At 66.6% G+C, this 22604-nt stretch carries 16 protein-coding genes; 2 read left to right on the forward strand and 14 right to left on the reverse strand.

Annotated elements, in window-relative coordinates; all coding sequences use genetic code 11:
• Positions 1-33: 33 nt before the first annotated feature.
• From RXV88_RS09525 to RXV88_RS09535, 3 genes are all read right to left on the reverse strand, one after another.
• Positions 34-1404 (reverse strand): cytochrome P450, encoded by a 1371-nt coding sequence (locus RXV88_RS09525; RefSeq protein WP_316292310.1) that lies wholly within the window; start codon positions 1402-1404, stop codon positions 34-36.
• Entirely contained in the window at positions 1401-2630 is a 1230-nt protein-coding gene (locus tag RXV88_RS09530) for a hypothetical protein (RefSeq protein ID WP_316292311.1), read from the reverse strand. The genes RXV88_RS09525 and RXV88_RS09530 overlap by 4 nt, the downstream gene beginning before the upstream one ends.
• 73 nt (positions 2631-2703) lie before the next feature.
• On the reverse strand, positions 2704-3456 hold the full coding sequence (locus RXV88_RS09535; RefSeq protein WP_316292313.1) for a cytochrome c biogenesis CcdA family protein: 753 nt from the start codon (positions 3454-3456) through the stop codon (positions 2704-2706).
• Positions 3457-3549: 93 nt separating this feature from the next.
• Between RXV88_RS09535 and RXV88_RS09540 the strand changes: the two genes are divergently transcribed.
• On the forward strand, positions 3550-3771 hold the full coding sequence (locus RXV88_RS09540) for a sulfurtransferase TusA family protein (RefSeq protein WP_316292314.1): 222 nt from the start codon (positions 3550-3552) through the stop codon (positions 3769-3771).
• 58 nt (positions 3772-3829) lie between these two features.
• Here the strand turns inward: RXV88_RS09540 and RXV88_RS09545 are convergent, their stop codons facing one another.
• Both RXV88_RS09545 and RXV88_RS09550 read right to left on the reverse strand, forming a co-directional pair.
• Positions 3830-6622, reverse strand: a complete 2793-nt coding sequence (locus RXV88_RS09545) for a ribonuclease E/G (protein WP_316292316.1) — start codon at positions 6620-6622, stop codon at positions 3830-3832.
• A gap of 451 nt (positions 6623-7073) precedes the next feature.
• A complete protein-coding gene (locus RXV88_RS09550; RefSeq protein ID WP_410468814.1) occupies positions 7074-8177 on the reverse strand; it encodes an NAD(P)-dependent oxidoreductase in 1104 nt (367 codons plus the stop codon).
• Between RXV88_RS09550 and RXV88_RS09555 the strand changes: the two genes are divergently transcribed.
• The gene (locus RXV88_RS09555) at positions 8067-10526 is read left to right on the forward strand and encodes a penicillin acylase family protein (RefSeq protein ID WP_316292319.1); all 2460 of its coding nucleotides are present in this window, start codon (positions 8067-8069) and stop codon (positions 10524-10526) included. The genes RXV88_RS09550 and RXV88_RS09555 overlap by 111 nt on opposite strands.
• A gap of 67 nt (positions 10527-10593) precedes the next feature.
• Here RXV88_RS09555 and hflX read toward each other — a convergent pair whose 3' ends face one another.
• The 9 genes from hflX to dusB all read right to left on the reverse strand — a co-directional run bounded on the left by hflX (position 10594) and on the right by dusB (position 22436).
• The gene (gene hflX, locus RXV88_RS09560; protein WP_316292408.1) at positions 10594-11847 is read right to left on the reverse strand and encodes a GTPase HflX; all 1254 of its coding nucleotides are present in this window, start codon (positions 11845-11847) and stop codon (positions 10594-10596) included.
• A gap of 17 nt (positions 11848-11864) precedes the next feature.
• Positions 11865-12104, reverse strand: a complete 240-nt coding sequence (hfq, locus tag RXV88_RS09565) for an RNA chaperone Hfq (RefSeq protein WP_316292320.1) — start codon at positions 12102-12104, stop codon at positions 11865-11867.
• Positions 12105-12232: 128 nt separating this feature from the next.
• On the reverse strand, positions 12233-13750 hold the full coding sequence (locus tag RXV88_RS09570; RefSeq protein WP_316292322.1) for a TrkH family potassium uptake protein: 1518 nt from the start codon (positions 13748-13750) through the stop codon (positions 12233-12235).
• A 3-nt stretch (positions 13751-13753) separates the two neighbouring features.
• On the reverse strand, positions 13754-15130 hold the full coding sequence (trkA, locus tag RXV88_RS09575) for a Trk system potassium transporter TrkA (protein WP_316292324.1): 1377 nt from the start codon (positions 15128-15130) through the stop codon (positions 13754-13756).
• Positions 15131-15209: 79 nt separating this feature from the next.
• Positions 15210-16625, reverse strand: a complete 1416-nt coding sequence (locus tag RXV88_RS09580) for a sigma-54 dependent transcriptional regulator (RefSeq protein WP_316292325.1) — start codon at positions 16623-16625, stop codon at positions 15210-15212.
• A complete protein-coding gene (locus RXV88_RS09585) occupies positions 16618-18915 on the reverse strand; it encodes a PAS domain-containing sensor histidine kinase (protein WP_316292326.1) in 2298 nt (765 codons plus the stop codon). Before RXV88_RS09585 ends, RXV88_RS09580 begins: the two co-directional genes overlap by 8 nt.
• An 85-nt stretch (positions 18916-19000) precedes the next feature.
• A complete protein-coding gene (locus RXV88_RS09590; protein WP_316292328.1) occupies positions 19001-20371 on the reverse strand; it encodes a response regulator in 1371 nt (456 codons plus the stop codon).
• Entirely contained in the window at positions 20371-21456 is a 1086-nt protein-coding gene (locus tag RXV88_RS09595) for a two-component system sensor histidine kinase NtrB (RefSeq protein ID WP_316292330.1), read from the reverse strand. Before RXV88_RS09595 ends, RXV88_RS09590 begins: the two co-directional genes overlap by 1 nt.
• Positions 21453-22436, reverse strand: a complete 984-nt coding sequence (gene dusB / locus RXV88_RS09600; RefSeq protein ID WP_316292331.1) for a tRNA dihydrouridine synthase DusB — start codon at positions 22434-22436, stop codon at positions 21453-21455. Before dusB ends, RXV88_RS09595 begins: the two co-directional genes overlap by 4 nt.
• Positions 22437-22604: the final 168 nt, after the last annotated feature.

Raw genomic sequence — 22604 nt, forward strand, 5'->3', positions numbered from 1 at the left:
CCCCGCGCCTAGCCGTCGCGCGCGGGGTTATCGCTAACCTTCGTCGCTAACATGGGCCTTGCGGGGCGTGATGCGCAGCCAAATCCCGCCCCGCGCCCGGACGGTCAGATGCGCAACCGGCTCGGGAACCCGTTCGGGCAGCGCCTCGACCCGCAGATCCCGCAGCAAAAGCGCCAGCAACAGAACCCCCTCGGCCATGGCGAAACCGGCCCCCGTGCAGACACGCGGACCGGCCGAGAACGGCATATAGGCCTCGCGCGCGCAAGACCGGCCGTTGTCGGTGCCCCAGCGGGCGGGGTCGAAACCGTCCGGGTTCTCCCACAGCCGTTCGTGCCGGTGCAGATGCCAGGGGCTCAGCACCATCTGCGCGCCTTTCGGAATAACCCGGTCGCGAAAGCGTTCGGCCCGCGTGGTCTCGCGCACCATCATCGGCACCGGCGGATAAAGCCGCAGCGCCTCGCGGAACACGTCCCGCGTCACGCGCAGGTTCGACAGGCTGGCGAAATCCTCCGTCAGGTTTTGCGCCTCCTGCGCCACTCTCTCCTGCCACTCGGGATGCGTGGCCAGCAGATAAAGCGCCCAGGCCAGAGCGCTGGCGCTGGTCTCGTGCCCGGCCAGGAAAAAGATCGCCACCTGATCGACCATTTCCCCGGCGGTAAAGGTCTCGCCGGTCTCGGGGTCGGGCGTGGTCATGATCTTGGTCGCCAAATCCTCCGGCGCGGTCCCTGCGCGGATCGCCTTCATCCGCGCCTCGGTCAGCTCTCCGATCAGCCCCCGGATGCGCCGCGCCGCCGCCCTCGTGTCGCGCCGGAAAAACCGCGGCATCCAGCGCGGCAGCGGGACAAAGGCCGCAAGGTTCAGGATCGGCTGGGTGCGCTGATAAGCGCGGAATTCGCGGAACACGTCCTGCGCCACGCGATCCTCGATGGGGATCGAAAAGAGCGTGCGAAAGATCACATCCGCCGCCGCATGGCTGGTCTGCTCCTCGATCTCGACCACCTCGCCCGCGCGCGCCGCAAGCCGCGCCCGCGCCGATTGCGCGGCGGCGAACATCGCGGGCCAGGTGGCGCGCAGGCGACCGCCCTCGAACGCGGGATCGATGATCCGACGCTGCCGCTCCCATGTCGCGCCGTTGGTTAGAAAGACCGACTGCCCCAGCAGCGGCCGCAGCCCCTCGCCGATCCGGTCGGATTTCGGAAAATCGCGCGGCCGGTCCTTCAGCACGGTCTTCACCAGATCGGGCTGGTTGAGCAGATACGACCGGAAGAACGGCGTGCGAAACTCGGCCATCCAGGCGCGGTAAAGCCGCGCGGGCTGCGCCGACAGTATGTCGGCCCGAAAGAGCCGCGCATAACGCCAGAGCGACACCTTGTCGGGCCGCGACGGCGGCTTGGGTGGGATCATGCCGCCACGCTGGTGAATTTCGACGCCGGCACATCGATCCGGCTGGCAGACGGTGGCCTTCCGGCATAGCGCGCGCCCAAAGTCACGGGCCCGGCGGTGATCTGGAAATAATCGTAATCCAGCGGCCGGTCGAAGGCGCAGAGATACTGGAAATGCAGCCGGAAGAACCGCCAGCGCAGTTCGGCCCACCTCTCGGGCGACAGCGACTTGGTGAACTGCGCCGAAAAGACCAGCGGCCATTTCTTGTTCTCGGGCGCCACCCCCGACACCGCCACCGGATCGCAAAGCGCAAAGGCGCAGCCGTCGCCGGGGGCGGTCACGTCGACCCAGGTCAGCTCTTCGCGGGCGCTGAGATACCGCAGATCGGCGCGCAGCCGGTCGGCGCGGCGCAGGAAGGACACCATCGGCACCACTTGGCCGAGGCTCAGAAACGCCAGCGCCGGGCCGTTCGCGGGCACCCGGCCCGCGCGGATGAGATCGGCGAGGATCGACACCGCCAGATGCGCACCCGAGCTGTGGCCCACCACCAGAACCTCGTCGACATCGTCCCTCAGCGCCGCCGCGATGGTCTCGGCGAACTCGGCCATCCGCGCCTCAAGCTCGGGTGGATTTGCGCCGCGATAACGCGCCGAATAGGCATAGTCATGCATCAGGTAATAGGCGAAAAGCTTGCCGTCCCTGGCCTGGAACCAGCGCAACACCACGACCACGATCCCCGCCCAGACACCAAGCCCCAGCGCCGTCGCGACGAGGCCCAGCCAGGGGCCGAGGACCCCCACCACCGCGAACCCCGCCCAGCCCAAAAGCACCGCCACCAGAAGCTGAAACAGCAGCATCCCGATGGGATAAAGCGCTGCGATCACCGGCCCCTTGCGCAGCATCATCAACCGCCGCATCGCGCCCGTGCCGATATATTCCCAAGCCGTGCGAACCAGCTGCCAATAGGTCGCGGGGATAGAGGTCGACATGCTCTGGCGCACGATATCCGACCAGACCAGCACCTCGACATCCGCCTGCACCTCGGCCCCGCCAATCCGCGCGTCCACATGCCAGCCGTAAGGGCCTTTGGTGGTCTTGGGCTTCAGCGCGATCTCATAGCCGCTGATCCCGGCCTGCGCGGCGCCCTCCTTGCGGTAAAGCTCGCGGTAGCGGCGGGGATGAATCGGGTCGTATCCCGGGATGTAGAACACCCGGCGACGGCGCACATCCTGACTCTGCTCTGCCATGCTCTGGTTCCTCTTGCCCCGAGAATGCGCTTATCATCCCAATCCGGCAAGACTGTGGCGGCGGCTGAAACAATCAGCCAAGCGCCCCCAGCGCCGGAAACGTGTCCAGCAGCCAGAACGAAAACGTGGTGAACGCACCCGTCAGCAGCGCCAGCCCCACTGCCACCAACAGCAGCCCCATGACCTTCTCGATCAGCCCCATATGCCGCTTGATGCGCTGCATCAGCCCCATGGCCCGGGTCAGGAATATGGCCGCCAAAAGGAACGGCAACCCAAGCCCGGCGGCATAAACCCCCAGCAGCACGGTGCCCCGCGCGACCGACGCCTCCGAGGCCGCAAGGCTCAGGATCGCGCCCAGCTGCGGGCCGATGCAGGGGGTCCAGCCAAAGGCGAAAGCCAGCCCCAGAATATAGGCGCCAAAGGCCGATCCTCCGGCATCACCCGCATCCATCCGCGCCTCGCGGTCGAGGAAGGGGATGCGGAAGACCCCAAGGAAATGCAGCCCGAAGAGGATCACCACCGCACCTGAAATACGCGCCAGAAGCACCTGATTTTGCAAAAAGAACATGCCGAACGCCGAGGCGGTGAACCCCAGCAGTATAAAGATCGTCGACAGCCCCAGCACGAAAAACAGCGCCGCCACGATGGCCTTGCGGCGCGCCGCGCCCCCAGCCTCCATTTCGGCCAGGCTGACGCCGGACATATAGGCCAGATAAGGCGGCACGATGGGCAGCACGCAAGGGCTCAGGAACGAGATCACCCCCGCGAAAAGCGCCACCGCCATCGCCGGGGCAAGACTGGCGTCGATGATTTCGATTCCGAACATGGAACACTCTTATGCCAGCCCGCGACTGGCGTCACCTGACCTTATGTCACAACGTTGTGGACACTCTGTAATACATTGCCTAAGCCTGCCGCCATGACCCACGATCTCGACGCCACCGGCCTGCTCTGCCCCCTGCCCGTGCTGAAGGCGCGCAAGCGCCTGTCTGCCCTGCAACCGGGCGAGACCCTGCGCCTTGTGACCGACGATCCGGCGGCGATCGTCGACGTGCCACACTTCTGCACCGAGGCCGGGCACATCATCGAGGCCCAGACCGAAGACGGCGCGGCCATTATCTGGGTCATCCGCAAGGGTTGAACGCAAAACGCCCGGGGCCTGTCGGCACCGGGCGCTTGCATGGATATTCAGGTCCGGCTCAGCGGCCCAGCGACCACCAGCCGCGTTTCTTGGGCTTGGATTCCTCTTCGACCGCCGTCTCGACCACTGCCTCCTGCGGCTCGGGCTGCGCTTCGGCTTCGGCCGGTTCCGGCGCGGGCGCGGGTTCCGGCGCCGGGGCAGGTTCCGGCGCCGGGGCGGGTTCCGCCGCTGCGGGCTCCGCAGGCGCTTCGGCTGCAGGTTCGGTCACCTCAGGCGCGGATTCGGCCGCTTCGGGCTCCGGCGCGGGTTCGGCCTTTTTCCGGCTGCGCGTGCGCGGTTTGCGCTTGGGCTTTTCCGGCTCTTCCGCCGCGGGCGCTTCAGCCTCGGGGGCCTCGGCGGCGGGCGCTTCGGCAGGGGCCTCGGCGGCGGCAGGCGCTTCGGCCTCGGCGCTCTGGACGGCGTCGGCGGTCACGGCCTCCTCGGCGACGGTGGCCTCTTCTTCCTTGCGCGACTTGGACGAGCGCGAGCGGCTGCGCGACCGGGTCGACTTGGCCTTTGGCCTGTCGGCCTCGGCAGCCTCGCCTTCGGCCGGCTCGGCCGTGGTCTCTGCTGCGGCCTCGACCTCTGCCGCGGGCTCCTCCGCAGCGCTCTCGTCAGCCGAGCCGTTCTCGTCAGACGACGACCCGTTGCCCTCCTCCGCGCTTTCCTTCGATTTCGAGCGCGAGCGGCGGCGGCGGCGGCGGCGCTTCTTGGGCTTGCCGCCATCGCCCTCTTCGCTGGCCGGCGGCTGGCCGGGGGCTTCGGGCGCTTCGTCCTCCTCGGCCTCGGCGGCGTCTTCGTCGATCTGGTCCATCAGCGAGGTGTCCACCGACACCACGGGTGCCGCCACTTCGGGCACCGAGCGGGTCGCGGTCTTGAACTTCTCCATCGAGAAATCCGGGCTGACCAGGTGCACATCGCCCTCGATCCGCACCGACAGACCATAGCGCGCCTCGATCTGGGCCACGTGTTCGCGCTTTTGGTTGATCAGGTAGTTGGCGATGCCCACCGGGCATTTGACCAGCACCTCGCGCGAGCGGCGGCGTACGCCCTCTTCCTCGATCTGGCGCAGTATCGACAGCGCCATGTTGTCGTCCGACCGAATGAGGCCGGTGCCGTGACAGGCCGGGCACGGCTGGGTCGTCGCCTCGATCATGCCGGGGCGCAGGCGCTGGCGCGACATCTCCATCAGGCCGAAGCCCGAGATGCGGCCGACCTGGATGCGCGCACGGTCGGTCTTGAGCCGGTCCTTCATCCGCTTCTCGACGGCGGCGTTGTTCTTGCGCTCGTCCATGTCGATGAAGTCGATCACGATCAGGCCCGCAAGGTCGCGCAGGCGCAGCTGGCGGGCCACCTCGTCGGCGGCCTCGAGGTTGGTCTTGAGCGCGGTTTCCTCGATCGAGCCTTCCTTGGTGGCGCGGCCCGAGTTCACGTCAATGGCCACCAGCGCCTCGGTCACGCCGATCACGATATAGCCGCCGGATTTCAGCTGCACCGTCGGGTTGAACATGGCCGACAGGTACGATTCCACCTGGTGGCGCGCGAAGAGCGGCATCTGGTCGACGTAATGTTTCACGTTCTTGGCGTGGGACGGCATGATCATCTTCATGAAGTCCTTGGCGATGCGGTAGCCGCGCTCGCCCTCCACCAGAACCTCGTCGATCTCGCGGTTATAAAGATCGCGGATCGAGCGTTTGATCAGGTCGCCCTCTTCATAGATCTTGGCCGGCGCGATGGATTCCAGCGTCAGCTTGCGGATCTGCTCCCACAGGCGGAAAAGGTATTCGTAATCGCGCTTGATCTCGGTCTTGGTGCGCTTGGCGCCGGCGGTGCGGATGATCAGCCCCGCGCCCTTGGGCACTTCGATGGAATTGGCGATTTCCTTGAGCTTGGAGCGGTCCGCGGCATTGGTGATCTTGCGGCTGATCCCGCCGCCGCGGGCGGTATTGGGCATCAGCACGCAGTAGCGGCCTGCAAGGCTGAGGTAGGTCGTCAGCGCAGCGCCCTTGTTGCCGCGCTCTTCCTTGACCACCTGCACCAGCATGATCTGGCGGACCTTGATGACCTCCTGGATCTTGTAGCGGCGCGGGCGCGGTTTGCGCGGCGGGCGGATGTCTTCCTCGGTGTCGTCGTCGGCCACCGATTCGATGTTTTCGTCGCGCGCCGAGGCGTCCTTGCCCTTGTGCGTATCCTCGTCGTCGCTGTCGTCCTCGGCAGCGGGCACCTCATCCGCCTCTGCTTCTGACGAAGCCGAGGCCTCTTCGGCGCTGTCGTCCGCGGGCTCTTCGACCGGGGTTTCGGCGACGGTTTCCATCGGCGACAGGCCTTCGCCCTCTTCGCCGGCCTCGTTGAGCGTTTCGCCCTCTTCAAGGTCGATGGTTTCCATCCCCTTGATTTCACCGGCTTCCGTGCTGACGCTCTTGTCGCCGCTGGAGGTCTTTTCGGCCTTCGACGCGCCGCCGCGCCGCGAGCGCGAGCGCTTGGGCTTTTTGTCTTCTTCTTCCTCGCGCGACTGCGCCTCGGCCAGGGCCGCCTCTTCCTCCATCAGCGCCTTACGGTCGGCGACGGGGATCTGGTAGTAATCCGGATGGATTTCCGAGAACGCCAGGAACCCGTGGCGATTGCCGCCGTAATCGACGAAGGCCGCCTGAAGCGACGGTTCGACCCGGGTTACCTTTGCGAGATAGATGTTGCCAGCGAGCTGGCGCTTGTTTTCGGATTCAAAATCGAATTCCTCGACCTTGTTTCCGTCCACCACCACGACGCGGGTCTCTTCCGCGTGGGTGGCGTCGATGAGCATTTTCTTTGCCATGTTGTCCGTTTGCACGACCGAACGGCCCCGCGCCCAGGCGGGCGCAGCGCGTTTGGGACGTGTCTTGTCAGGGCGAGATCGGGCGCTGAACCGTGTAAACGGGCACGGCAAGACGATTTGTCTTGTCTCTCGTGCCTCAGGTTCGTCGCGCGCGTCATCGCGTTTCTTCTCCGACGCTCTCCGGGTCTTGCGGCCCGGGGCGCCCATTTTTCACCCGCCGCAAAAAGCGATCCGGGCGCACGTGAATGGCCTTTCGGCCCGATCGGTCTGGCCTGGCTCAGGCGATGCCTGCGGTATCCAAGGTCAGCGAAACTCTTTTTCGCGGGTCGGTGAACGACCGCGCATAGATCACAACATAATGTCAGCGTGACAGAAAAGACAATGGTCAATCGTATGCAATCTGCGCCGCGCGGGCGCCGGAAGGGCCGCCCGGCGGCGGCCCGGCCAAGTGTCAGCCGGCGGCACGCAGGCGCTGGATCAGGCTCGAGGTGTCCCAGCGGCCGCCGCCCATCTTCTGCACGTCCTTGTAGAACTGGTCGACCAGCGCCGTGACCGGCAGGCTGGCGCCGTTCTCGTCCGCCGTCGAGAGGCAGATGTTCAGGTCCTTGCGCATCCAGTCCACCGCGAAGCCATGTACGAAATGGTCGTCCAGCATCGTCTCGTAGCGGTTCGCCATCTGCCAGCTGCCCGCGGCGCCCTGGCTGATCACCTCGACCACCGCGCGGCCATCCAGCCCGGCCTTCTCGGCGAAATGCAGCGCCTCGGAGAGCCCCTGCACGAGCCCCGCGATGGCGATCTGGTTGCACATCTTGGTCATCTGGCCCGCGCCGCTGTCGCCGATGCGGCGGCAAAGCTTGGCATAGGCGTCGATCACCGGCTCGGCGCGGTCGTAAGCGGGCTGATCGCCGCCGCACATCACCGACAACGCGCCGTTTTCAGCGCCCGCCTGCCCGCCCGAGATCGGCGCGTCGACAAAGGAAATGCCCGCCTCCTTGGCGACGCCGTAAAGCTCGGCGGTGACTTTGGCCGACACCGTGGTGTGATCGACGAAAACGCTGCCCGCGTCCATGCCCGCAAACGCGCCGTCCTCGCCCAGGCAGACGCCGCGCAGATCGTCGTCGTTGCCGACGCAGGCCATCACGAATTCGGCCCCCTTGGCCGCTTCGGCCGGGGTGGCCGCATGCGCGCCGCCGTATTCGGCGGCCCATTTTTCGGCCTTGGCGGCGGTGCGGTTATAAACCGTCACCTCGTGACCGGCCTTTTGCAGATGCCCCGCCATCGGGTAGCCCATCACGCCCAGCCCCAGAAACGCAACTTTTGCCATGCTCTCGCTCTCCTCTTTTTCCTGTCGCCTTCGGTTCTGGCGCGATGCCGTGCTCTTGGCAAGGGCGGACGGGCGCGTTAGGTCCAGCGCAACGGCAATCGGCCTGTGAAAAGAGGCGTCATGGCATTTCTGTTTCGATGGCTGGTCCGGCTGGCAAGCGCTGCGATCGCGCTGAGTGTTCTGGCGGCGCTGATCGTCTATTACCTGGGCTCGCGGTCGCTGCCGGACTATGACAAGACGCTGGCGGTCGGCGGGATCACCGCCGATGTCGAGATCGTGCGCGACAATTCCAATGTGCCGCATATCCTGGCGTCGTCGGACCGCGACGCGTTTTTCGGGCTGGGCTACGCCCATGCGCAGGACCGGCTGTGGCAGATGACGCTGCTGCGGCGCACCGCGCAGGGGCGTCTGTCCGAGGTTTTCGGCGCGCGCACCGCCGAGACAGACAAGCTGCTGCGCAGGCTCGATCTTTATCCGCTGGCGGTGCAATCGGTGGCGTCGCAGGATGCCTTTACCCTCGACGCGCTGGAGGCCTATTCGGCAGGCGTCAACGCCCGCATCGCCGAGATCAACGCCGACAGCCTCGGCCGCGGCGCGCCGGAGTTCTTCCTATTTGGCGCGCCGCTCTCGCCCTGGCAGCCGGCGGATTCGATCGCCATCGTCAAGCTGATGGCGCTGCAACTCGCCGGGCACCTGCAGGACGAGGTGCTGCGCGCGCGCACTTCGCTGCAACTGCCGGATCCGTCGCGTCTGCCCGACCTTCTGCCGGACATTCCGGGGCAAGGCGTGGCCGCCCTGCCCGACTACGCAAGCCTCTTTCCGCAAGCGCCCCGCTACGCCGCCACGGCGCCCGCGCCTCAGTTCCTCTGGCCGGTGCCCCAGCGCGGTCTGGCCGGGGCGTCGAACGCCTGGGCGGCGGCGCCGTCGCGGTCGGCCAATGGCGGCACGTTGCTGGCCAACGATCCGCATCTGGGCTTTACCGCACCCTCGACCTGGTATCTGGCCCGGCTGCAACTGAGCACCGGCGGCGTGATCGGCGGCTCGATCCCGGGCATTCCGGCGCTGATGGTGGGCCGGTCCGAAAAGCTGGGCTGGGGGCTGACGTCGTCCTATCTGGACGATCAGGATCTCTTTATCGAAGAGCTGAACCCCGACAACCCCGAGGAATACCGCACCCCCGACGGCTGGAAGCGGTTTGTCACCCGCAAGTCGATCATCGAGATCAAGGATCAGGCTCCGATCACCGTCACCCTGCGCTGGACCGACAATGGCCCTGTGCTGCCGGGCACCCGGTTCGATCTGGCCGCGATCACCCCGCCGGGCCATGTGGCGGCGCTGTCCTGGACAGCGCTCAGCCCGCGCGACAGTTCCATCAGCGCGGCCATCGGGCTGATGCGCGCCGGTGGCGTCGAAGAGGCGCTGACCGCCGCCGAGGCCTATGTCGCCCCGGCGCAGAACCTGACCCTGATCGACGCCGACACGATCGGCATGAAGCTGGTGGGCGCGATGCCGCGCCGCGACGCCGGACACCAGAGCCAGGGCCGCCTGCCCGCGCCCGGCTGGATCGCCACGAACCGCTGGCAGGGGGTGCTGCCCTATTCGGCAAATCCCGAATTCATCGCACCCTCGGGCGGGATCGTCGGCAACACCAACAACAAGATCGTCGACCGCCCCTTCCCGCTGCATGTCAGTTTCGAATGGGGCGACAGCCAGCGGGTGATGCGCTGGCAGGGGCTGATGCAGGGGCGCGAGGTGCACACCCGCGACAGTTTCATCGAAGGCCAGCTCGACACGGTGTCGGTGGCCGCGCGCGCGCTCTTGCCGCTGATCGGCGCGGATCTGTGGTTCACCGGCGAGGCCGCGCCCGAGGGCACGCCCGAACGCCAGCGCCAGCGCGCGCTGGAGCTGCTGGCCAACTGGAACGGCGAGATGAACGAACATCTGCCCGAGCCGCTGCTTTACGCCGCCTGGCTGCGGGCGCTGCAGGACAGGCTGATCCGCGACGATCTTGGCCCGCTGGCGGACGAGTTCGACCATGTCGAGCCGCTTTTCATCGAGCGGGTCTACCGCGACGTGGACGGGGCGGGCGCCTGGTGCGATATCCGCCAGTCGGCGGCGGTCGAGACCTGCACCGATCTGGCGCGGCTGGCGCTGGACGACGCGCTGGTCTGGATCGGCGAGACCTATGGCACGGCGCTGGAATCGCTGCGCTGGGGGGATGCGCATCAGGCCACGCACGACCACGAGGTGCTGGGCGAGGTGCCGGTGCTGCGGTATTTCGTGAACATCCGTCAGAGCACCTCGGGCGGCGATCATACGCTGCAGCGCGGCCGGACCTCGGGGCGCGACCCGCATCCGTTCCTGAACGTGCACGGCGCTGGCTACCGCGGCGTCTACGATTTCGCCGATCCCGATTCGTCGGTCTTTATCAGCGCCACCGGGCAATCAGGGCATTTCCTGTCGCGGCACTATGACGATCTGGGGCAGCTCTGGCGGCGCGGGGAATATATTCCGATGTCGCTGGATGTGGATCTGGCGCGGGCGGCGGCCGTGGGCGTGACCCGGCTGGTGTCGGAGTAGGTTTCGGGGACGGGAGCGAGGGGCGCTGCCCCTCGCGCTCCCCGGGATATTTTTGACCAGATGAAGATCAGAGTTTCGCGAAGGCGCGAGCGTCCTTTGCGGCCCAGCGGACGGTGATGTCGTAGCCATCGTCGGTCTGGGTTTCCGCCTCGACCAGCCCCTTGTCGTAAAGCCAGGCGCGTTTGCGGCCCTGATCGAAGCGGAGCGTCAGGGTTTCGGTGCGCCGTTCGCCTTCGAGCTTGAGGGTGGCGGCCTGAAGGAAGGCGTCGAGCCCCTGGCCGGTGACGGCGGAGACCGCGAAGATATCATCCTCGCGCGCGGCGCGGGCCAATGCGGCGGCGCGGGCCTCGGGGTCGAGCAGGTCGATCTTGTTCCAGAGTTCGATCTGCGCCGTGGTCTCGGCCACGCCGAGCGAGGTCAGGATCGCGCGCACGTCCTCAGCCTGTTCGGCGGTGTTGGGATGGCTGATGTCGCGCACATGCACGATGAGATCGGCGGCCAGCACTTCCTCAAGGGTGGCGCGGAAGGCGGCGACCAGTTCGGTCGGCAGATCCGAGATGAAGCCCACCGTGTCGCTGAGGATCACCTCGATGCCGGTCGGCAGGCTGACCGCGCGCATGGTCGGGTCGAGCGTGGCAAAGAGCATGTCCTTGGCCATCACCTCGGCCCCGGTCAGCCGGTTGAAGAGCGTGGATTTGCCGGCGTTGGTGTAGCCCACCAGGGCAACGATGGGATAAGGCACCTTGGCGCGGGCGGCGCGGTGCAGCGAGCGGGTCTTGACCACCTTGTCGAGCTGGCGGCGCAGGCGAACCAGCTGGTCGTCGATGGCGCGGCGGTCGGCCTCGATCTGGGTCTCGCCGGGGCCACCGACAAAGCCGAGCCCGCCGCGCTGGCGTTCCAGGTGGGTCCAGGCGCGCACCAGCCGGGTGCGCTGATAGCTGAGCGCGGCCATCTCGACCTGCAGCACGCCCTCGCGGGTGGCGGCGCGGTCGCTGAAGATCTCGAGGATCAGGCCGGTGCGGTCCAGAAGCTTGACGCCCCAGGCCTTTTCAAGGTTGCGCTGCTGGACCGGCGTGACCGGGCCGTCGACCAGCACCAGCTCGATCTCGTCCGCCTCAAACTGGGCCTTGAGCTCGGCGATTTTGCCCGACCCGAAGAGCATCCCGGCATGGGCCTTGGGCAAGGGCACCACAACGCCGCCCACGACCGTGAGGTCGGGCAGCGCCTCGGCCAGCGCCACGGCCTCTTCCAGAGCCATGTCGGCGGGCCGCCGGTCGCGGTCCGTCTTGATGTCAGGATGCAGGACCCAGGCGCGGGTCACATGCGCCGCGGTGTCGTTCAATTCGAGTCTTCACCGTCGTAAAGGTTGATCGGCTGCGCAGGCATGATCGTAGAGATTGCATGCTTGTAGACCAGCTGCGACTGACCGTCACGGCGCAACAGAACACAGAAATTGTCGAACCACGTGATGACGCCCTGCAATTTCACCCCGTTGATCAGAAACACCGTCACCGGAACCTTGGTCTTGCGAACATGGTTAAGGAACGCATCTTGCAGGTTTTGTCTGTCCGAAGCCATTGAAAAGCCTTTTTTATTTCTTCACGCACCTCTATCCGGGTGCCCCAATCCTTGACAAAGTATGTATCGCCATGCCCGGAGTTTCCACCCCAAAAGCACGCGTCGGCGGGCGGGCGCGGGCGTTCGCGTCAGTTGCGCCACAAATCCGGTGTCAGCATGACGATCAGCGCCAGAAGTTCAAGCCTCCCCAGCACCATCGCAGCCCCCAGAAGCGCCTTGGCCTCTGTTCCCAGCCGCAAGAGCTCGACCGGTTCGGCGGCGGAAATGCCGATCAGCGGGCCAGTGTTGGTCAGCGCCGCGATGGCCAGCACGAATGACGGCTCGAACGGCACGCCCAGTAACGCCAGCAGCATCGTCACCGCCGCCAGCGTCAGCGCGAAGAGCATGAAGAAGACCCAGGCGATAAAGGCGCCTTCCTTGCGGATGCGGCGGCCCATCACGCCGGTGCGGCCCACCGAGGACGGATGCACCAGCTTTTCGATCTCGCGCAGCCCGTTGAGATAAAGCGCGAAGACCCGCAAGAGCTTGACCCCGCCGGCGGTCGTGGCCACGCCGCCGCCCACCATCGCCAGGCCCAACAGGATCAGGCCCGGGGTCTGCAGGCCGGACCAGTTCTGCGCCGCCCCCCAGTCGGCGCTGACGAAACCGGTGGTGGTCAGGAACGACAGCGAGGTGAACACCCCGCCCCAAAGCGCGCGCAGCGCCTGCAGGGCGCCCTCGTCGTCGCCGAAATCCAGCGCCGCAACGAAATGACGCGAAAAGAGCAGCAGCGTCACCAAGAGCACGATCAGCGTGCCCAGCCTGAATTCGGGATCCTGCCAGAACCCGCGCCAGCTGTTCGCCCCGGTGTCGGTGGAAAAGGTCGACCGCGACAGGGCGAAGAACAGAAAGCAGAACAGCACCATCTCGCCGGCGATGCCGCTCTGGCTCTGGCCCAGGTCGGCCAGCGGCGTGATCCCCGAGGTGGCCATCACCGACATCGCGTGGCAAAGCGCCACCAGCGGTGTGTCGCCCAGCACCAGCAGCAGGATCCATATGGACAGCGTCAGCCCGGCATAGACCGGGATCAGCGTGTGGGCCGAGCGTGCCAGCCGCTGCGCCGGCCCCGAGATATCGCCCCGCGCCTCGCCCGAGACCGGGGTCTGGCCGGGCTCGCCGATGGCCGTCACCTCGAACCCGCCCAGCGTCAGCGGCGCCAGGATCGCCGCCGCGGCGATCCACATCAGCAGCCCGCCCATCCAGCCCACCTGCGCGCGCCAGAGGTGCTCGGGCCCCGACAGCCGGTCGGCGTCGAACAGCGTCGCTCCGGTGGTGGTGAAGGACGACACCATCTCGAAATAGGCGTTCACAAAGGTCGTGTTGCGCACCGCCTCGTAGAACGGCACCGCCAGGAAGGCGGGCAGGATCGCGAAGGCTGCCAGCAGCGTCAGCAATTGCTTGAGCGGCGAATCCGAGGCCGGGCGCGTCGACATGGCGATGCCCACCAGCGTGGTCAGAATCAGCCCCACCAGCCCGGAATAGAAAAAGCTGCGCGCGTCGTGGAAGGCCTCGATCCGCAGTGCAAAGACCGCCGGGGCGATCATCGAGACCGAGCCGATCCCGGCCAGGATCAGGAACAGCGGAAGGGTCAGAAAACGCCGTACCATCCGTCAGAAGAAATCGATCGACACCTGCAGCAGGCGTTCCACCTGTGCGACGTCCTTCGACATGGCGAAGATGACGATCAGATCGCCCTCGTCGATGCGCAGCCCGCCAGTGGGCTTTTCCACCTTGCCGTCCTTCATCACGGCGCCGACCAGCACGCCTTCGGGAAAGTCGATGTCGCGGATCTTGCTGCCGGCGATGGGCGAGGTCGACAGGACCTCGGCCTCGATCACCTCGGCCTCGGCATCGCCAATGGAATAGACCGCCCGCACCCGCCCGTGCCGGATATGGCGCAAGATCGAGCTGACGGTGGTGGCGCGCGGGTTGATATAGGCGTCAATGCCCAGGGGCTCCATCAGCGGCACCAGCGTGGGATCGTTGATCAGCGCGATGGCGAAGGGACAGCCCTCGGCCTTGGCGCGCACCGCGGCCAGCATGTTGGTCTTGTCGTCGTCGGTGACGCAGAGCACCGCATCGGCCCGGTCGATCCCGGCCTCGTTCAGCAGCCCCGAATCCAGCCCGTCGCCATGCAGCACGATGGTACGCTCCAGCATCTCGGCGGCGCGTTCGGCGCATTTGCGGTTCTTCTCGATGACCTTGGCGCGGATGCGGTCCTCTTTTGCCTCAAGCTCGCGCGCGACGGCCAGACCGACGTTGCCGCCGCCCACCAGCACCACCCGTTCCTGTTTGCGCAGCGACTTGCCGAAAATCTCCATCGTGCGGCGGATGTCGTCCTGGTGGACCATCACATAGCACGAATCCCCGACGAAAAGCTGGTCGCCCGATTCCGGCGCAAAGAGCGTGCCTTCGCGACGCACCCCCACGACCACCGACCGCAGGGTCGAGAAAAGGTCGGTCAGCTGGCGCAGCGGCGTGTTCACCACCGGGCAATCCTGGTCGATCGTCAGGCCCAGCAACTGCGCCTTGCCGTCGAGAAAAATCTCGGTGTCGAAGGCCGCCGGGGCCGAAAGCCGCTGCAAGGCGGCCTCGGCCACCTCGCGCTCGGGGCTGATGACCACGTCGATGGGCATGTGATCGCGGCGGTAGAGGTCGGAATAGATCGCCGTCAGATAGCTTTGGGCGCGCAGCCGCGCGATCTTGCGCGGAATCGCAAAGACCGAATGCGCCACCTGACAGGTCACCATGTTGACCTCGTCCGAATGGGTGGCGGCGATGATCATGTCCGCGTCGCGCGCGCCCGCCCGGTCCAGCACATCCGGGTAAGAGGCGAAACCGGCGATGCCCTGAACGTCCAGCGTGTCGGTCGCGCGGCGCACTAGGTCGGGATTGTTGTCCACCACCGTAACGTCGTTGCGTTCGCCCGACAGATGGCGCGCGATCTGCCAGCCCACCTGGCCCGCGCCGCAAATGATGACCTTCATGGCCGATCCTCAACCGTTTCGACCTTTGGCATGGCACGGGCGCGCGGCGCGGTCAACGCTTGCCGCGGGGCGGGCGCGGTCACGAGGTTTCGTGCATCTCGTCATCGACCCGGGCGACGCGCGCGCCGGATTTCTGGCCGGTCACCACGCCCAGCGACTTGAGCTTGCGGTGCAGCGCCGACCGCTCCATCCCAACGAAGCTGGCGGTGCGGCTGATATTGCCGCCAAAGCGGTTGATCTGGGTCAGCAGGTATTCGCGCTCGAACGCCTCGCGCGCCTCGCGCAGCGGCAGCGTGGCCAGCGTGCCCGACAGCACCACGCGATCCTCGCCGGTCTCGGGCGCGGTGTTGTCCTGCGGCAGTTCGCGGGCCTCGATCTCGCCGCCGCTGTCGCCGAGGATCAGCACCCGTTCGATCAGGTTTTTCAGCTGGCGCACGTTGCCGGGCCAGATCATCGTCTGCATCAGCGCAACCGCGTCCTCGCCCAGCTCGCGCAGGGGCAGGCCCTGGGTCTTGTTGCAGACCTCGATGAAATGCCGGGCCAGGGTCGGTATGTCCTCGCGCCGGTCGGCAAGGCTCGGCACCGCGATGGGCACCACGTTGAGCCGGTGGAACAATTCCTGCCGGAAGCGGCCCGCGTCGATTTCGGCCTGCAGGTCGCGGTTGGTCGACGAGATCACCCGCAGATCGACCCGCACCTTGTCGGCCCCGCCGACCCGGGTGAATTGCTGATCCACCAGCACCCGCAGGATTTTCGACTGGGTGCCGGTGGGCATGTCGGCCACCTCGTCGAAATAGATCACCCCGCCATGCGCCTGTTCCAGCAGCCCCGGCTCGACGCCGCGATCCGGGGTTTCGCGGCCAAAGAGCACCTCTTCCATGGTCTCGGGCGCGACGCCGGCGCAGTTCACGGTGACAAACGGCGCGCCGGCGCGGTTGGAATGGGCGTGGATGTAGCGCGCCGCCACCTCCTTGCCGCTGCCCGCCGGGCCGGTCAGCATCACCCGCCCGTTCGACTTGGTGACCTTGTCGAGCTGGCCGACCAGCGCGCGGAAGGCCGGGCTGTCGCCGACCATCTCGGCCACGTCGGCCTCACGCCGCTTGAGCTTTTGGTTCTCGCGCCGCAGGCGGCTGGTTTCCATCGCCCGCCGGATCACCACCAAAAGCTGGTCGATGTTGAAGGGCTTTTCGATGAAATCGTAGGCCCCCTGCTTGATCGCCGCGACGGCGATCTCGATATTGCCATGCCCCGAGATGATCACCACCGGCACGTCCGGATTGTCACGCTTGACGGCCTTGAGGATGTCGATCCCGTCCATCTTGCTGTCCTTCAGCCAGATATCGAGGATCAAGAGCGCCGGCGCCTCGGCGTTGATCTCGGCCATCGCTTCCGAGGAATTGCCCGCCAGTCGCGTGCTAAATCCCTCGTCCTCCAGGATATCCCCGATCAGCCCGCGGATATCGCGTTCGTCGTCCACGATCAGAATGTCACTCATCTTGCCCCTCACCTGCCTCTGCGTCTGTCTGCGTTTGAATGGAATGCGCCATGCTCAGCGGCAGGCGCACGACGGCCATCGCGCCCGCGTGGTCCGCGTCGCCGAACGGCGGCGCGTCGTCGAGCGTCAGCGTGCCACCATGGTCTTCGATGATCTTCTTGACGATGGGCAGGCCCAGCCCGGTGCCCTTTTCGCGCGTCGTCACGTATGGCTCGAAGAGCCGCGCGCGGTCTTCGGGCAGGCCGATCCCGTTGTCCATGATCCGGATCTCGGCGCGGTTGTCGACCACCTCCGCCTCGACGCGGATGGCGGGCTGAAAACCCTCGGGCGCTGTGCCGGTTTCGATATAACTTTCAATGGCTTCGCCCGCGTTCTTCATAAGGTTGGTCAGCGCCTGCCCGACCATGGTCGCATCCAGCTCGGCCGGCATCGGCGCGTCCGAGATCGCCGTTGTGAACCGCACCTCCGGCTGGCCGGACTCCTGCAGCAGAACCGCGCCGCCCAGCAGATCGCCCACATCCTCGGGCTTGCGGTCGGGCTCGGGCATCCGCGCGAATTTCGAGAATTCGTCGACGATGCGGCGCAGATCGTTGGTCTGGCGCACGATGACCTCGGTCATCTGGTCGAGACTGTCGGCGCTCTCGTCGTCCAGCTGGCGGCGGAACTTGCGCTTGATGCGTTCAGCGGAAAGCTGAATGGGCGTCAGCGGGTTCTTGATCTCATGCGCGATGCGCCGCGCAACGTCGCCCCAGGCGGCCATCCGCTGGGCGCTGACCAGATCGGTCACGTCGTCGAAGGCCACCACGTAGCCCTCGAGGCTGCCGTCCTGCCGCCGCCGGGTCGACACCCGGACCAGCAGGTTTTCCAGCCGCCCCTCGCGGCTGACCTTGACCTCGTCCTGCGCCACCTCCAGCCCGCCGTCGCGCAGCCGCTCAAAGAGCGGGCCGAACTCGGGCACCGACACGATGATCGGCACCGCGTGCCGGGTTTCCTGCCAGCCCAGCAGCCGCTCGGCCGAGCGGTTGACAAAGGTCACCTTGCCCTCGGTATCCAGCCCGACGACCCCCGACGTGACCGAGGTCAGAACCGAGTTGAAGAGCCGCTGGCGGCGCTCGATCTGGCGGGTGTTCTCGACCAGCGTCTCGCGCTGGCCCTTCAGCTGGCGCGTCATCTGGTTGAAATAGCGGCCCAGCATTGCGATCTCGTCGTCGCCCTCTTCCTCGATCACCTGCACGTCCAGATCGCCCGCGCCGACGCGCTGCGCCGCCCCCGTCAGCCGCCCCACGGGGCGCGCAAGCCGCTCGGCGAACCACAGACCCAGCCAGGTCGCCGCCAGGATCATCAGCACAGCAAAGCCCAGATAGAGCAGCGCAAAGTCGAAAAGCACCCGCCCCCGGTCGTCCTCCTGCTGCTGATAGAAGCGCGCGGTCTCTTGCGTTTCGTCGAGCAGGTTCAGAAGGCCCCCGTCGACCTCGCGGCTGACATAGAGATAGCGGTCGGCAAAGGCCGACAGCGGCACCAGCGCGCGCAATTCGTTGTTGGGCCAGTCCTTGATCAGCACCACCCCGGCATCGCGCGCCTCTTGAAAGGCGTCCGTGTCGGGGCGTTCGAAATCAAAGAGATAAGAGCGTTCGCCGCGCGCCCTGATCTCTCCGGCGCCGTCGATCACATAGGCCTCGCGCAGGCCGCGCTGGATCTGCGATTGCCCCTGGCTGAGCACTTGCCGCAACGCGCCCCCATCCGCCACGAACCCCGCGCGCCGGTTGGCCGAGATGAACCCGGCCAGCGTGCGGGTGTCCTCGATCAGACCGTCGCTCTGTTGTTGTTCGTAGACTTCTGCCGCGGCCAGCGACGCGCCGACGACGTTGCGCACCCGTTCGGAAAACCAAGTCTCGAGCCCGATGTTGATCGTAAGCACGGCAAAGACGGCCACCGTCACCGTCGGCAAAAGCGCCATCAGCGCAAAGACCCCGGTCAGCCGCAGGTGCAGCCGCGATCCCGCCGATTGCGCGCGCCGGTCGGCCGCCATCCGCGCCACCCGCGCCAGCACCAATGCGGCCAGCAAGAGCACATAAACGAGGTCGGCCAGCAGGATCAGCCGCAGGCTGAGCTGCGCACCCGGCCCGCTGTCCAGCGGTCCCAGAATCAGGAAAGTGGCCACCGCCAGCACGGGGCCCAGAACCACCAGCCCGATGGTCGCCGCGTTCTGCACACGGCGCTGCCGGCGCAACCGGCTCAGCCGGGACCAATCTAACCTGCGTGCCCGAGTGGCCACAGCCAACCCCCGCATTGATGTGTCGCACGACGCGACGGACCGCCATATCTTGTGGTCTCTTCACCGCCATCGGCAGCGCGGCCACAATTCTGTGGCCCTTTTACATCAGTTTGCGGCGCCGTGTCACCTGAATATCGAGATCGGTGATCTTCTTGCGGAGCGTATTTCGGTTGATGCCCAGCAAATCGGCGCATTTGGCCTGATTTCCGCCGGTTGCATCCAGGGCGATTTCGATCAGCGGGGCCTCGACCTCGCGCAGGATCCGGCCGTAAAGCCCCGGCGGCGGCAACATCGTGCCGTGCAGGTCGAAATACCGCCGCAGGTGCCGCGCGACCGACGCGCCCAGCTTTTCGCTGTCGCCGCCGCGCAGGATCGGGCCGGTGTCGGGCTGGTTGCCCAGCACCGCCTCGACCTCGGGGCGGGTGATCTCGTCGGCGCGGCTGGTCAGGCTCAGCCGCCGCACCGCGTTTTCCAGCTGGCGCACGTTGCCGGGCCAGCTGTAGGCGCGGAAAAGCTCTTTGGCGTCCTCGGACAACCAGCGTTTCGGCGCGCCCTCGCGTTCGGCCCGGATCAGGAAATGCTCGCTGAGCAGCGGGATATCCTCGACCCGTTCGCGCAGGGACGGCACCGCCAGGGTCGCCCCGCCCAGCCGGTAATACAGATCCTTGCGCACGCGGCCCGCCTCCATCGCGTGGGCCAGATCGCCCTGGCTGGTGGCCATGAAGCGCGGCACGTGTTCGCCCGGCACATCCATCATCCGCACGATGCGCGCCTGCACCTCGTCCTCGATATTGCCGATCTCGTCGATCAAGAGCGTGCCGCCGCGCACCCGCGCCAGCACCCGCGCGGGGCCCTCGAGATCGGACAGATCCGCGCCGGTCACGGTCACGAAAGGCAGGGTCCGCCGGTCGGAAAAATCGTGGATCGCGCGGGCGATCAGGCTTTTGCCCGTGCCGCTTTCGCCGGTGATCAGCACCGGCAGATCGGTGTTCATCACCCGCGCCACCAGACGGTAGAGCGCCTGCATCGCCGGGGTCTTGCCCACCAGCGGCAGATCCTCGGGCCCGTCCACCTGCTCGACCGGATCTTCGCGCCGGGGGCTGCGCGCGCTGGTTTCCAGCGCCCGCGCGGTGCGTTTCATCAGATCGGGCAGATCGAAGGGCTTGGGCAGGTAATCATAGGCCTCGGCCTCGGCGGCCTGGATCGCCGTCATGATCGTGTTCTGCGCCGAGATCACGATCACCGGCAGACCGGGCCGGTCCTGCGCGATCTTCGGCAGCATCTCGAGCCCGTTACCATCGGGCATGACCACGTCCGAGATCACCACATCGCCCTTGCCCTCGCCCACCCAGCGCATCAGCGTGGTCAGCGACGAGGTCGCGTGCACCTTGCAGCCCGCGCGCGTCAGCGCCTGGGTCAGAACCGTGCGGATCGTGCGGTCGTCATCTGCAACCAGAACCGTGCCATCCATCAGTCGTTCTCCTGTTCTTCCCGCGGGGCCAGCGGCAGCGAGATGCGGAACACCGTCCGCCCCGGCACGCTGTCCACCGAAATCCAGCCGTCATGGTCGGAAATGATCTTGCTCACCAGCGCCAGGCCAAGCCCGGTGCCGTTCTCTTTGCCCGATACGAAGGGGTCGAAGATATCGCCCTTGATATCGGGCGGAAGCCCCGGTCCGTCGTCGATCACCTCGATCTGAAGCGGCAGCGACTGGCCGGAGCCATCGGCCCGGCGCATCCGGAAACTGTGTTCATAGAACGTGTGCAGGCGGATCGTGCCGCCGGCCTTCTGATCCGCGACCTCGGACGCGTTCCGCAAGAGGTTCAGCACCACCTGCAACAGCTGATCGGGGTCGCCATGCGCCAAGGGCAGCGAGGGGTCGTAATCCTCGACGATCTTCATATGCGCGCCGACCCCCAGCTGGGTAGAGCGGCGCGCGCGGTCCAGCACGTCGTGGATATTGACCGCGCGGCGCTCGGGCGCGCTGAGATTGCCGAATTGCTCGACCTGCTCCAGCAGTTTCACGATCCGGCGCGATTCGGTGACGATAAGGTCGGTCAGCTCCAGATCGTCCTTGCTCAGGTTCATCGAGAGAAGCTGCGCCGCCCCGGTGATGCCCGCCAGCGGGTTCTTGATCTCGTGGGCCAGCATCTCGGCCATGCCGATGGCCGATTTGGCCGCCGATTTGACCGAATGGCTTTGCGTCATGCGCCCGGCCAGTTCGCGCGGGCTGATCAGCATGATCATCCAGCCGGGCTGCCCCTGCAACGGCGCGATCTGCAGGTTGCAGACCAGCGGGGGACGGCTGCCCGTGCCGACGTCGACATCGTTGACGAAAAGCGGCGTGCCCTGCGCCCGGGCCCGGGCGAGGTTCTCTTCCAGCGGCGCATCGACCGCCAGACGGTCCCACACGGGCTGGCCCACCAGCCACTTGGCCGAGTTGTTCATGAACCCCTCGGCCGCCGGGTTCATGTCGGCGATCAGGTCGTCGGCGTCCATCAGGATCGCCGGCACCGGCAGCGACGACCAGAGCTGGGTTTCAAGCGCCTGGTTCATGCCGCCACCCTTTGCGCGCAGGCCAGCGCGTCGGGCAAGAGCCGAAGCACCTCGGACGAATCGCGCGTCGTCAGCACGCGTTTGCGCAGCGCGGGGCCTGTCGCGGCCCGATCCATGTACCAGCCCAGATGCTTGCGCGCGCAGCGGTTGCCCAGATCGGCGCCGTAGAAGGTCAGCATCGCCTCGTAATGCTCTGAAACCATGTCGATAAACGTGTCGCCCTCGGGGATCTCCGGGGCCGGAGTGCCGTAAAGCGCCGCCGCGATCTCGGCCAGCCGCCAGGGCGCGCCCTGCGCCCCGCGCCCGACCATCACGCCATCCGCGCCCGACGCCGCCAGCGCCGCGCGGGCCGTGCCTGCGTCGACGATATCGCCATTGGCGATCACCGGAACGCTCACGGCCTGCTTGACCTCGCGGATCGCGGCCCAGTCGGCCCGGCCCTTGTAGAACTGACAGCGTGTGCGGCCGTGGATCACGATCATCCGCACCCCCGCCGCCTCGGCGCGCCGCGCCAGATCGGGCGCGTTGAGGCAATCGTCGTCCCATCCCAGCCGGGTCTTGAGCGTGACCGGAACGCCCACCGCACCCGTGACCGCCTCGATCAGCCGCAGCGCGTGGTCCGGATCGCGCATCAGCGCCGATCCCGAATAGCCGCCCGTCACCTTCTTGGCCGGACAGCCCATGTTGATGTCGATCACCCGCGCGCCCATCGCCTCGACCCGGCGCGCCGCCTCGGCCATGGCCGGCGCATCGCGGCCCGCAAGCTGCACCGAGGTGTTCTCGATCCCTGCACCCAGCTCGGCCTTTTCGCGGGTTCCGGGGCGCGCTGTCAGGAACTCTCCGCTGGCGATCATCTCCGACACCACCAGCCCCGCGCCAAAGCGGCTCACCAGATTGCGAAAGGGCAAATCGGTGATTCCGGCCAGCGGAGCCAGCAGAACGGGAGGCGTGACAGGCAGGTCGCCCAGCAGGAATTGCAAAAGCTTAATCCTTGTGCAGATTGGTCTGAGGTAACCCGCAGCCCCTGTATCTTCAATGTTTCCGGGTGAGATTGCGGGCAAGGAATGACGCAATGCCGATTTTTTGGGCACATTCCTGTGGGCAATTGCACAGCGCTCGCGCAGGCCATAGAGATGACCTTGGGAAGG

The organism is Aestuariicoccus sp. MJ-SS9 (assembly GCF_032586235.1).
Lineage (GTDB): Bacteria > Pseudomonadota > Alphaproteobacteria > Rhodobacterales > Rhodobacteraceae > Aestuariicoccus.